This window comes from Paraburkholderia sp. IW21 (assembly GCF_041321145.1).
Lineage (GTDB): Bacteria > Pseudomonadota > Gammaproteobacteria > Burkholderiales > Burkholderiaceae > Paraburkholderia.
The window spans coordinates 50008-62825 of sequence record NZ_JBGGWA010000011.1 but is presented as its reverse complement, the minus strand read 5'-3'; the positions used below and the strand labels follow the sequence as shown (position 1 = coordinate 62825).

Annotated in this window: 10 protein-coding genes; 3 read left to right on the top strand and 7 right to left on the bottom strand. The window is 64.5% G+C overall.

Going from position 1 to position 12818, the window contains the following annotated elements:
* Positions 1–10: 10 nt before the first annotated feature.
* The 3 genes from ACAX43_RS24275 to ACAX43_RS24265 all read right to left on the bottom strand — a co-directional run bounded on the left by ACAX43_RS24275 (position 11) and on the right by ACAX43_RS24265 (position 3385).
* Positions 11–409 carry a VOC family protein gene (locus ACAX43_RS24275; RefSeq protein WP_370710949.1) on the bottom strand — a complete coding sequence of 133 codons (399 nt, stop codon included), beginning with the start codon at positions 407–409 and terminating at the stop codon, positions 11–13.
* 213 nt (positions 410–622) lie between these two features.
* Complete coding sequence (locus ACAX43_RS24270; RefSeq protein ID WP_370710948.1) at positions 623–2293, bottom strand: acyl-CoA synthetase; 1671 nt, start codon at positions 2291–2293, stop codon at positions 623–625.
* Positions 2294–2476: 183 nt separating this feature from the next.
* Positions 2477–3385 (bottom strand): LysR family transcriptional regulator, encoded by a 909-nt coding sequence (locus ACAX43_RS24265; protein ID WP_370710947.1) that lies wholly within the window; start codon positions 3383–3385, stop codon positions 2477–2479.
* Positions 3386–3517: 132 nt separating this feature from the next.
* On the opposite strand from ACAX43_RS24265, the gene ACAX43_RS24260 reads away from it, so the two are divergent.
* From ACAX43_RS24260 to ACAX43_RS24250, 3 genes are all read left to right on the top strand, one after another.
* Complete coding sequence (locus ACAX43_RS24260; RefSeq protein WP_370710946.1) at positions 3518–5638, top strand: 3-hydroxyacyl-CoA dehydrogenase NAD-binding domain-containing protein; 2121 nt, start codon at positions 3518–3520, stop codon at positions 5636–5638.
* An 83-nt stretch (positions 5639–5721) separates the two neighbouring features.
* Entirely contained in the window at positions 5722–6930 is a 1209-nt protein-coding gene (locus ACAX43_RS24255) for an acyl-CoA dehydrogenase family protein (protein ID WP_370710945.1), read from the top strand.
* A gap of 12 nt (positions 6931–6942) precedes the next feature.
* Complete coding sequence (locus ACAX43_RS24250) at positions 6943–8073, top strand: acyl-CoA dehydrogenase family protein (RefSeq protein WP_370710944.1); 1131 nt, start codon at positions 6943–6945, stop codon at positions 8071–8073.
* A gap of 86 nt (positions 8074–8159) precedes the next feature.
* On the opposite strand, the gene ACAX43_RS24245 is transcribed toward ACAX43_RS24250, so the two are convergent.
* The 4 genes from ACAX43_RS24245 to ACAX43_RS24230 form a co-directional block, all read right to left on the bottom strand.
* On the bottom strand, positions 8160–9794 hold the full coding sequence (locus ACAX43_RS24245; protein WP_370710943.1) for an FGGY-family carbohydrate kinase: 1635 nt from the start codon (positions 9792–9794) through the stop codon (positions 8160–8162).
* 86 nt (positions 9795–9880) lie between these two features.
* The gene (locus ACAX43_RS24240) at positions 9881–10609 is read right to left on the bottom strand and encodes an SDR family oxidoreductase (RefSeq protein ID WP_370710942.1); all 729 of its coding nucleotides are present in this window, start codon (positions 10607–10609) and stop codon (positions 9881–9883) included.
* Positions 10610–10650: 41 nt separating this feature from the next.
* Positions 10651–11934: a sugar ABC transporter permease gene (locus ACAX43_RS24235; protein WP_370710941.1), complete on the bottom strand. Its 1284-nt coding sequence runs from the start codon at positions 11932–11934 to the stop codon at positions 10651–10653.
* Positions 11931–12752 carry an ATP-binding cassette domain-containing protein gene (locus ACAX43_RS24230; RefSeq protein ID WP_370710940.1) on the bottom strand — a complete coding sequence of 274 codons (822 nt, stop codon included), beginning with the start codon at positions 12750–12752 and terminating at the stop codon, positions 11931–11933. Before ACAX43_RS24230 ends, ACAX43_RS24235 begins: the two co-directional genes overlap by 4 nt.
* Between the last annotated feature and the right edge of the window lie 66 nt (positions 12753–12818).

Genomic DNA, 12818 nt, shown 5'->3' with positions numbered 1-12818 from the left:
TTTGGTTGTGCTATTGATAATGGCCGTAGCGTTCCAGCACTTCGATCTTGTAACCGTCAGGGTCCTGAATGAAAAAATAGCGCGCCAGCAACTCACCGTTGTCGTTGTGGAATTCGCGCAGATCATTGGGCGTCATGCCGAGGTCGACCAGGCGCTGACGTTCGCTTTTCGCATCGTCGACGCAGACGGCAACGTGACCGTAGCCATCGCCATGCGAATACGGTTCGGCGCGGCCTTTATTCCACGTCAGTTCGATTTCGGTGTCGGCTTCCTCATTGCGCAAATAGACGAGCGAGAAATCCGGAAAATCGAGCCGATGCGAAATATCGAAGTTGAAAGTCTTTTGATAGAACTGCAGCGAGCGCGGCAGATCGTGCACGCGAATCATCGTGTGGATGAGTTTGGCCATCGGGTCCCCTCCTGTTTGAATCAAGTTTAGGAGGCTGCCCACGCGAGTGGTAATGCACGGCTAAATCGCATTAGGGACTTGCCCTATGTTGCACGCGCGTCGATTACGCGGCTTTCGCGGGCGCGCGAGTGGCGCGAACGGCAGTGGGCATGGTGCGGTGGCGAGTTGCAATGCAGCACGCGGCGCGTGCCGCGTGCTGCATGCGGAATGGCGTTACGGGCCCGGACGCCGGCCGCGAGGATTCTCCGCATCTTGCGCGAGTCCCGCACGCAGCGCTTTGCGAATCACCTTGCCGGTTGCGGTCAACGGCAGGCTTTCGACGAAACGGATCTCGCGCGGATACTCGTGCGCGGCGAGGCGCGTTTTGACATGTTGCTGAATCTCGCGCACCAGTGCCTCGTCGCCGACGAAACCGGGATTCAGCACCACAAACGCCATCACGATCTCCGTACGCTCGCGATCCGGCGCGCCGATCACCGCTGCCATCGATACCGCCGGATGACGCAGCAACGAATCTTCGATCGAAGCCGGCCCGATCCGGTAACCGGCGCTCGTGATCACGTCGTCGTCACGCCCGACGAAGCGGATGAAGCCGTCCGCGTCGCGCGTGCCGAGGTCGCCGGTGATCAGAAACTTGCCGCGGAATTTTTCGCGCGTTGCCGGCTCGTTGCCCCAGTAGCCGAGGAATATCACCGGATCGGGTGCGGCTACCGCGATATCGCCGATTGCGCCTTGCGGCAGTTCGTTACCCTCGGCGTCGACGATCGCCACGTAATGCCCCGGCACCGCGCGACCGATCGCGCCGAAGCACGGCTCGAACAACGCCGCGCACGACGACACCACGACGTTGCACTCGGTTTGACCATAGAACTCGTTGATCGTGACGCCCAGCGCTCGACGTCCCCAGCCAATCAATTCCTCGCCGAGCGATTCGCCGCCACTCGCTACCGAGCAGAGCGCCAGCGGCCAGCGTTCGGGACGCTCGACGCCGCGCATCATCTTCAGCGCGGTAGGCGGCAAAAACGTATGCGAGACCGCGTGGCGCGCCATCAGATCGAAGGCCGCCTGGCCGTCGAATTTCGCAAAGCGGCGCGCCAGCACCGCGACGCCGTGATGCCACGACGGCAGCAGCACGTCGAACAGCCCGCCAATCCACGCCCAGTCCGCGGGCGTCCACATCAGCGTGGCCTGCGCGGGGAAGCCCTGCTGTGACATCTCGACGCCCGGCAGATGGCCGAGCAACACGCGATGCCCATGCAAGGCGCCCTTCGGTTTGCCGGTGGTGCCTGACGTGTAGATGATCACCGCGGGGTCGTCAGCGCCGGTGTCGGCCGGCATGAAGTCGGCGGATGCGCTGTTCAGCGCTTGCCAGAAGGAACGCGCCGGGGCTTGAATATCGCTATTGTCACTGTCTATATCGACACTGAATACACTGCGCAGTGCGGGCAACGCAGCGCGGATTTCGTCGATTTTCCGCACGCCGGCGTGGTCGGTGATCAACGCGACCGCGCCGCTATCGCCGAGACGATGCTCGATCGCGTCGACGCCGAATAGCGCAAAGAGCGGCACGGCCACCATGCCGGCTTTGTAGGCGGCAAGATGCGCGACGGCCGTTTCGATGGATTGCGACAGGAAGATGCCAATGCGGTCGCCGCGTTGCGCACCGGATGCCAGCAGCGCGTTCGCGAAGCGGTCGGACAGCGACTTCAATTCGTCGAATGTATAGGGTGTGGACTTGCCTTCGGCATCTTCGTAGATCAAGGCGAGGCGGCCCGAACCATCGGCCCATTTGTCGCATACGTCGACGCCGATGTTGTAGCGCGTGGGGATGCCCCACGTGAAGTTTGCCGTCAGCGATTCGTAGGTCTGGCCGTCGAGGTTCATCGTGTTGCTTTCCTGTGGCTGTCTGGGTTGCGCGGGGTTTCTTGCGTCAAGCATACCCGTGAGTGAGGGGCCCGTGCGGATGCCGCGTTCTTCTGCGCGTCAACGCAGCGAGTCCATCCTTGCTCTGTTCGCCTGCCGCGCACGGATCATCAGCGCGCGGAAGGAAAAACGCTTCGTTGCGGCTCAAGCGGTCACCCCTCGGCCACTTCCGCGCGCCTGCTCCAGGATGAACTCGATAAAACTCGCCGCAGCCCGCGTGTGATGACGATTCGGCATATAGAGCATGTACATGTGCGTGCCGAAGATGCTTAAACGCCATTCATCGAGTGCAGTCACCACCGCCCCACGCCGCAGATCGTCCTGCACCACGTAGTCGGGCACCAGCCCCACCCCCAGCCCAGCCAGCACCGCCTGGCGCAAAAACAAAAAGTTTTCGGAAATAATCGTCGGCTCAAGCAGCACTTCGTGCCGCTCATCGCGCAGATAAGCCGCCACCCGCAACTGCCTGCCGACCACCGCCGACGTGATCAACGGCGCAGTGCGCAGATCATCGAGCCGCACCGGCATGCCGCGGCTTTCGGCAAATGCGGGCGAAGCACAGGCCACATATCTCACCGGTCCCATATCCCGCGCGACAAGGTTCTGCGGCGGCTCGGACATCACCCGCACCGCGATATCGATCTCATCACGCATCAGATCCTCGACGCGATTTTCGAACATCACATCGAGCACGATGCCCGGATAAAGACGCTTGAACGCGATCAGCCAATCCGACATGACCAGTTGGCCATAGCCGCTCGGCACACTCAACCTCACCCGCCCCTGCAAGCTCTGCCCGAGCGTGGTGACCGATTCGCGCGCGGCCAAGAGCGCGTTCTGGATCGTGCGGCCATGTTCGTACAGTTGCAGACCGATCTCGGTCGGCTCGACCCGGCGCGTGGTGCGCCTCACCAGTTGCAGCCCGATCGAGCGCTCAAGCTGGTTCAGGTGGTAGCTCACGTTCGCGCGGCTCATTTTCAGCCGCCGCGCGGCCTCGCTCAGATTGCCGGCGTCGAGAATGTCCACCAGCAAAGTCAGAGAATTGACGTCCATCACGCAACCTTTGTCAAAACAATTTTGACAGTCTGTCAATGGACCATGTCATTGTCAATAAACCTTGGCCAACCCACAATCGGAGAATTCGCCAGACCCGGCATACCCCGAAAACAGTCAGGAGACGACACGATGACTCTCAACCCTTGCGCCGACGTTGTGACGCGCGAATTGCGCGGCAAGGTTCTGCTGGTGACGATCGACCACGCGCCCGTCAACGCCCTCTCTGCCGATGTGCGGCGCGGCCTGCTCGCCGCCATCGACGCCGCGGATACCGACACGGCCGTCGAAGCCGTGCTGATCGTCGGCGCCGGACGCAACTTCATCGCCGGGGCGGATATCCGCGAGTTCGGCAAGCCGCCGGTACCGCCGTCGCTGCCGGATGTCTGCAACCGCATCGAAGCCTGCGCGAAGCCGGTGGTGGCCGCGATCCACGGCGCCGCGCTCGGCGGCGGTCTGGAAGTGGCGCTCGCGGCGCACTACCGGCTCGCCGTCGAGGGTGCGAAGCTCGGTTTGCCGGAAGTGCAACTCGGCCTGCTGCCCGGCGCCGGCGGCACACAGCGCACGCCGCGTTTGATCGGCGCGCAAGCCGCGCTCGATCTGATCCTGAGCGGCCGTCACGTCGGCGCGAAGGAAGCGCTTGCACTGGGTCTCATCGACCGGCTCGGCAGCAGCGACGACCTCCTCGCCGAAGGGCTCGCCTATGTGCACGAACTATTGGGCGCCCATGCTCAGGTACGCCGCACGCGTGATGCCGCGGCACTGAGCGACAGCGTCGCGAGCCTCGCCGCCGTCGCTGCGGCGCGCTCGGAGACGGCGAAGAAGTCGCGCGGTCTGTTCTCCCCGCTAAAGATCGTCGATGCCGTAGAGGCCGCCGTAGAGCAACCTTTCGAAGACGGGCTGCGGCTCGAACGCAAACTGTTCTTGCAATGTATCGACAGTCCGCAACGCGCGGGGCTGATTCACGCGTTCTTTGCCGAGCGCGAAGTGCTGAAGGCCCCGGAAACCCGCGATGCGAAATCGCGCGCGCTCAACACGATCGGCGTGGTGGGCGGCGGCACGATGGGCGCGGGCATCGCCGTCGCCGTACTCGATGCAGGCTTGCCGGTGACGATGATCGAACGCGACGACGCATCGCTCGCACGCGGCCGCGCACATATCGAAAAGGTGTACGACGGCCTGATCGCCAAAGGCCGCATGAGTGCGGAGAAAAAAGCGGACGTGATGACGCGCTGGAGCGGCAGCACCTCGTACGACGCAGTCGCCCGCGCCGATCTGGTAATCGAAGCGGTATTCGAGGACCTGTCGGTGAAACAGGCCGTATTCGCCGAACTCGATCGCGTCTGCAAAGCCGGCGCGGTGCTCGCGACCAACACGTCGTATCTCGACATCGACGCAATTGCCGCCGGCATCTCACGCCCTTCGGACGTGATCGGCCTGCACTTTTTCTCCCCCGCCAACATCATGAAGCTGCTGGAAGTGGTGGTGCCCAGGCAGGTCAGCGCCGACGTGGTCGCCACCGCATTCGAACTCGCGAAGAAGCTGCGCAAAACGCCGGTGCGCGCGGGCGTGTGCGACGGTTTCATCGGCAACCGGGTGCTCGCCGTGTATCGCAGCGCGGCGGACGCGATGATGGAAGACGGTGCGTCGCCCTATCAGATCGATGCGGCGGTGCGGGCGTTCGGCTTTCCGATGGGACCGTTCCAGGTGGTCGATCTGGCGGGCGGCGATATCGGCTGGGCCACCCGCAAACGGCGCGCGGCCACGCGCAATCCCAAAGCCCGCTACGTGCAGATCGCTGACCGCCTTTGCGAACGCGGTTGGTTCGGCCAGAAAACCGGGCGCGGCTTTTATCTGTACCCCGAAGGTTCGCGCAGCGGCACGCCGGACCCTGAGGTCGAGGCCATCATCGAGGCCGAGCGTGAACGCGCCGGCATCTCGCCGCGCACTTTCACCGACGAAGAAATCATGCGCCGCTACATGGCCGCGATGATCAACGAAGGGGCCAACGTCGTGCACGAAGGTATCGCGCTGCGGCCGCTCGACGTCGACGTGACCTTCCTGTACGGCTACGGCTTCCCGCGCTATCGCGGCGGCCCGATGAAATACGCTGACATGGTCGGCCTCGCCACGATTCTCGCCGACATCCGCGAGTTCGCGAAGGAAGATCCGCTGTTCTGGCAAGCGTCGCCACTGCTGGTCGAACTGGTCGAGCGCGGCGCCGATTTTGCGAGCCTCAATCAGACGGCTTGAGACGGCACGTCATCTGGAGCATGCTCGACCGGTGGCCGCCCGCTCACCCGCCGGTCCGTTAAACATCTAGGGAAGAACCCGCTATGGATCTGAACTTCACCCCCGAAGAAGAAGGCTTCCGCGCTGAAGTGCAGCGCTTTTTGCGTGACAGGCTCCCGCAGCGTCTCGCCGACAAAGTGCACGGCGGCCGTCGCCTCACGCGCGACGACATGGCCGAGTGGCACGCCATTCTCAACGCGCAAGGCTGGCTCGCCAATCATTGGCCGAAGGAGTACGGCGGTCCGGGCTGGAATGCCGTTCAGAAATTTATCTTCGAGAACGAATGCGCATTGGCGGGCGCACCGCGTGTCGTGCCGTTCGGCGTCAACATGCTCGGCCCGGTGCTGATCAAATACGGCAGCGAGGCGCAAAAGCGCCATTGGTTGCCACGCATTCTCGACGGCTCGGACTGGTGGTGTCAGGGCTACTCGGAACCCGGCGCAGGTTCGGACCTCGCATCGGTAAAGACCACCGCTGTACGCGGCAGCGATGCGCCAGGCGAGCACTACATCGTCAACGGTCAGAAGACGTGGACCACGCTCGGCCACTACGCGAACATGATTTTCTGCCTCGTGCGCACCGCGACCGACGTGCGCAAACAGGAGGGCATCAGCTTCCTTCTGATCGACATGAATACGCCGGGCGTCGAAGTGCGCCCGATCATCACGCTCGATGGCGAGCACGAAGTCAACGAAGTGTTTTTGACCGACGTGCGCGTGCCCGCGGAGAACCTCGTGGGCGAAGAGAACAAGGGCTGGACCTACGCCAAATATCTGCTCACGTATGAGCGCACCAATATCGCGGGCGTCGGCTTCTCGGTGGCCGCGTTCAATCGGCTGCGCAAGATCGCCGCGAAACAGCAGCGCAACGGCCGGCCGCTGGCGGACGATCCGGCGTTTGCGGCACGCATGGCGCGCGTCGAGATCGATCTGGAGAACATGAAGACCACCAACCTGCGCGTCATCGCGGCGGTGGCGGGCGGCGGCGTACCGGGCGCGGAGAGTTCGATGCTGAAGATTCGCGGCACCGAGATCCGCCAGGAGATCTCCTCGCTCACGCGCCGCGCGATGGGAGCGTATGCGCAGCCGTTCGTCGAGGAAGCCTTGCACGACGGCTTCGAGGGCACGCCGGTCGGCCCCGACGAAGCCGCGAGCGCCGCTTCGCTGTACTTCAACAACCGCAAGCTGTCGATCTTCGGCGGTTCCAACGAAATCCAGAAGAACATCATTTCCAAAATGATCCTGGGACTGTAAGGGGCAAACGCCATGAATTTCCAGCACACCGAAGACCGCCGCATGCTGGCGGATACGCTGAACCGGTTTGTCAGCGAGCAATACGGCTTCGCGACGCGCGACCGGATCGCAGGCTCGCCTGAAGGGTTCAGCGCCGAACTGTGGACCCGCTTCGCGGAACTCGGCATCATCGGCGCGTTGTTCGATGAAACGCAGGGTGGTTTTGGCGGCGGCGGCTTCGATATCGCCGTCGTGTTCGAAAGCCTGGGCCGCGGCCTCGTGGTCGAACCGTTTCTCGATACGCTGATCGTCGGCCAGGCGATTGCACGTAGCGGCGGCGATGCGCAGAAAGCCCTGCTTGCCGAGCTGATCGACGGCTCGCGTCTGGTTGCGCTCGCGCATGGCGAGCCGGACAGCCACTACGAACTCGCGCGCGTCACGACGCGTGCGCAGCGCAGCGGGAACGCGTGGCGATTAAACGGCGCGAAGGCGGTGGTTCAGCACGGTGAGACCGCTTCGCTCTTTCTGGTCTCCGCGCGCACGGCTGGCGCCGACGACGCCGAAGACGGCATCACGCTCTTTCTCGTCCCGCGCGACGCCGCGGGTGTCAGCGTGCGCGGCTATCGCAAGATCGACGGCGGCCGCGCGGCCGAGGTCACGTTCGACAATGTCACGCTTGACGATGACGCATTGCTCGGGACCGGCGGAGAAGGATTCGCGACGCTCGAATACGCAATCGCCTGCGGCGTGCTCGCGTTGTGTTCCGAAGCAGTCGGCGCGATGGACGTCGCGAAAGACTACACGCTCGAGTATCTGCGCACGCGCAAGCAGTTCGGCGTGCCGATCGGCAGCTTCCAGGCATTGCAGCACCGGATGGCGGATCTGCTGCTCGAGATCGAGCAGGCACGTTCGGCGGTGATCAACGCCGCGGCGGCGTTGGGGGCTGCGCGTACGGTGCGGGAACGGGCGGTTTCCGCGGCAAAGTACAGTATTGGGAGGATCGGCGCGCGGGTCGCCGAAGAGTGCATTCAGTTGCATGGCGGTATCGGCATGACGTGGGAGCTGCCGCTTGCCCACTATGCCAAGCGATTGGTCATGATCGATCATCAGCTTGGGGATGAGGATCATCACCTTGAGCGGTTTGTCGTTCTCGGGAGAGGGTGAGGCCCGGTCTCCAGCCTTCTCCGCGTAAGCGGCGCCATGGCGATTGCGCACGGTGGCGTCGCCCTCGTCCCCTCGACATCGTAGGCCTAGCGAATTTCTCTGGCCACGGTCTGCAACCGCCTGAAAGCGCGAAACCGTGCCTCGTGCAATGCCGCAATGTCACCCGTGTGCGGCTCGTAGATCTTACTGATCTGCGACATCCTGGCCATCGCCGAGCGCACGTCGTCGAATAGGCCGCCAGCCACGCCGCCCAGCATCGCCGCGCCCAGCAGCACGGGCTCTTCCGCCTGCGTGGCAAGCACCGGCTTTCCCGTCGCATCGGCGAGTAGTTGCCGAACGAGATCGAGTCGCCCGGCGCCCCCACTGATCATCACGCGCTCGATTGGTGCACCGGCCACCGCCTGCGCTTCGATGATCTGCCGAAGGCCGTAACCGATACTGCAAATGCCGGCAATGTAGAGCGCAACCAGGCTGTTCAGGTCGCTTTCCATTCCAAGACCGGCAATCACGGCTCTTGCGTGGGGGTCGGCCAGCGGGGCGCGGTTTCCGAGGAACTCCGGGACGACATGCAGGCCATTTGCCAGCAACACCGTTCCTGATAGTCCGCCCGCCGTCTCCTCTGCGAGACCGCCGAGCATCACCGGCAGGGACCGGCCCTCGTGCTCCGCGCGACGTCGGGCGTCGGGGGCTGCGGGGTGCATGGAAAGCAGTCGTTCGATCGCCGCGCCGGCCACCGATTGCCCCCCCTCGTTGAGCCATGCATCCGGCACCATCGCCGAAAAATAGGGCCCCCACACGCCCGGCACGAAGACCGGACTCCGGGTCGTGGTCATCGTGCACGATGAGGTGCCGAAAACGTAGGCGAGGCAGGATTCGGGCTCACCATCGGCGCCAACCGTGCCGATTCCCCCCGCATGGGCATCGATCACACCTGTGGCAACCGGCGTTCCGGCGCGCAGGCCGAGCTCGGCGGCGGCGTTTGCCGTCAAGCCGCTTCCCAGCGGCGTACCCGGGTCGACGACGGTCTGGCCGATGCGCGCAAAGGCCTCGTCCGCCAGCACGCCGAGGCCGACGCTTCGGAAGTAGCTCTCGTCCCAGCGCCGTTCGTGCGCCAGATAGGTCCATTTGCAGGTGACCGTGCAGGTCGATCTGGACAGATCCCCGGTCGCGCGCCAGGTCAGGAAGTCGGTCAGATCGAAGAATTGCCATGCCGCCGCGAAGACGCTCGGCCTGTTCTCGAGGAGCCACAGCAGCTTCGGTGTCTCCATTTCCGGCGAGATCTTGCCGCCGACAAACTTCAGCACCTCGTGGCCCGTCGCGTTGATGCGCTCCGCCTGCGTCACGGCGCGGTGGTCCATCCAGACGATGATGTCGCGTTCGGCTTGCTCCGAGGGGCCCACGGGCAAGGGCTGGCCGCCCGCGCCCAGCACGACGAGCGAACAGGTGGCGTCAAACCCGATGCCGGCGACCTGATCGGGCGACACTGCCGCCTGCGACAGCGCGTCCTTCACGGCATGGCAGACGGCGTTCCAGATCTCGCCGCTCGACTGCTCGACGATGGAGCCGCTCGCCTGGAACAGGGTGATGTCATGTTTTGCCGAGGCCACCATGCGGCCGGCAAGGTCGAAAATTCCGGCCCGGGCGCTGCCCGTGCCCACGTCCACGCCGATGACATAACGCGGGCTGTCTGTCGCGTCGGGGGTTGGGTTGTCCGAGGTCATAGCTTACTGTCTGCTCACTGTCTGTTAGGGGAGGCGTTTCAGGTCGACGGGGAGCCACACTACCGCGCCCGCGTCTGTCACGCGTTTCAGAGATCGACGTTGTTTGGAAGAATCACAAGATCGCGGATGGTCACGTTGGGCGGCCGCGTCAGCATGAAGAGCACCGCATCGGCGACCTCTCTCGGCTGCATCAGGCTGCCCGAGGCGAGCGCTTCGTCCATCTTCGCCTTCGGCCAGTCGTCGAGCAGCGCCGTCACGACCGGACCCGGGGCCACCGCGCCGACCCGCACGCCATGCCTCGCGAGCTGGCGGCGGGTCGTGTGAACGAAGGCCTGCACCGCGAATTTGGACGCGGTGTAGATCGGCTCCCACACGACCGGGACGATCCCCGCGATGGAACTGGTGAAGATGATGTCGCCCGATTTCTGCGCGACCAGGTGCGGCAGCACAGCGTGGACCGATCGGAACGCGGCATTGACGTTCAGGTTCAGCACGCGATCCCACTCGTCCGGATTTCCGTCCAGCACGTCGCCGCCGACGTAGGCGCCGGCATTGGCATGGAAGATGTCGAGGCCGCCGGCAAGTTCGATAATTTTCGGCAGCAGCGCAGACACCTCCGACGGCTGCAGCAGATCCACGACCAGTGGCAGAGCGTTTGGCCCCAGTTCCGCGCAGAGTTGCTCGAGCCGGTCTTTTGCACGGTCGATCAGAACCACCTTCGCGCCTTCCGCGACCAGGACGCGCGCGCACTCAAGGCCGATACCCGATGCCGCACCCGTGATGGCGGCAACCTTTCCCTTTATGGATTCACTCATTCACTGTTCTCCCATGCAATAGGGTTGCTGGATTGCTCGAATTACGCGCGACCATGCGAGACACGCGACTGCCGGGCGAGCGAGTCGACGATCACCGCGATCGCCAGCACCGCGCCGGTGATCATGAAGCGCAGCGAGGACGACAGGTTCAATAGCGTCAGGCCGCTGGCAATCGACTGGATCACGATAATGCCCAGCACCGCCGAATACGCGCTGCCGCGACCGCCGAACAGGCTGGTGCCGCCGATCACGGCTGCGGCGATGGCGTTCAGGTTCACGTCGCCGCTGCCGGCCTGCTGGCTGGCGGACGCGAGCCGTGCCGCGGTCAGCACGCCGCCGAGCGCGGCGAGACTGGCGCACAGCACGAAGGCGCTGGTGTAGATGGCGCTGACATTGATGCCCGCCCGCCTTGCGGCCTCGTGATTGCCGCCGACCGCGTTCATCGACCGGCCCCATCGCGTCCTCTTAAGCGCATAGTCCATCGCGACCGCGAGGCCCAGGAAGACGCCGAACATCAGCGGAACGCCTCGTCCCCGGTTAAGGTAGGCAACCACCACCTCCAACAGTATGGTGATGGCGAGGCTGCGCACGAGCAGACTGCCCACCGAGGGCGCAGAAAGATTGGACGCCCGGCGGCGCTCGCGCGTGCGCAGCCCGACCACCAGAATCACGGCACCCGGTACCAGCGCAATGAGATACGAAACGGCGGCGGGGATGATGATGAGTTGCCCGAGATTCACCATCGTCGAGCCGTAGGGCAGGTTGATCGACCCGGTAGCGCCGAGGACATAGAGCTGCATCCCGAGGATCGCGAGCAGCCCGGCCAGCGTCGCGACGAAGCTCGGCATGCCGAGCCGGTTGAGCAGCAGCGCGTACACGGCGCCGACCACTGCGCCCACGGCGACGGCAGCGACGATGGCCAGCAGCACCGGCCAGCCATGATTGACCCAGAGCATCCCTACCAGGGCCGAAGCGAAGCCACTCATCGACCCCACCGACAGGTCGATTTGTCCCACCATCAGCACGCAGACGATGCCCAGCGAGATCACGCCGACCGTCGAGCAGTCGAACAGCAGATTCACCAGGTTGTCGGCCGAGAGGAACACCGGGTTCAGGCTGGTGAACACGGTCCAGATGATGACCAACCCCGCGATGACCGGCAGCGATCCCAGATCGCCCGAACGCACCCGTTCGACGAAGGCGGCAACCGTGCCGCCGATCCCGGCGGCGTGCTTGACGCGGACATCGCTGCGGTCGAGCAGCGTGGACGGCTGCGAAGGGTCTTGCGGTTCAGGCTGCGGGGCGCCTTGAATTTCATTGCTCATGATCGTTCCTTTGTCCAGGCGCCCGGTTCGGCCAGGCGCCGGCCGGCGCGGCGCGACACCGCGTTCTCGGTGGCGCCGGTGATCGCGGCCACCAGCTCCTCATTCGACGAGTCGGGATAGAAGACGCCGTTGTTGCGGCCGAGCCGCAGCACGACGATCCGGTCCGCCACGGCGCGGACGTCCTCCATGTTGTGGCTGATCATGATGACCGCGTGGCCGCGGTCGCGCACCCGCTCGATCAGGTTCAGCACCTCCGCGGTCTGGGCCACGCCCAGCGCCGCCGTCGGCTCGTCGAGCATGATCAGCTTCGGGTCCAGCAGCAGCGAGCGAGCGATCGCCACGGTCTGACGTTGGCCGCCCGACAGCGAGGCGACCACGTCGCGCACGCTCGGGATGCGCGCCGACAGTTCGTTCAGAAGCGTCCAGGCGCGCACTTCCATGGCGACCTCGTCGAGGCGGAGCGGATTCAGCTCGCGCCCAAGGTAGATATTCGCGACGACATCGAGGTTTTCGCACAGCGCGAGGTCCTGGAACACCGTGGCGATGCCGAGATCGAGCGCCGCGCCCGGATCGGGCAGCGTGACCTCCTTGCCACCGAAGGTGATCGTGCCGGTACTGGGTTGATGGACCCCGGCGAGAACCTTCACCAGGGTTGATTTCCCGGCCCCGTTGTCGCCCACCAGGGCGACCACTTCGCCGGCATGGACGTCGAGCTCGATGTCCGTCAGGGCCGAGACCGCTCCGAAGTGCTTCGAGACGCCACGCAGGCTCAGTACTAGTTCGCCAGGCCTCGCCCGGATTGTGGAGTTGTCAGTCATGGGACGGATACCTCATCAGAGTAGAGGGACCCGGCACGAGCCGGATCCCGCCCGGCGTCGCGCCGG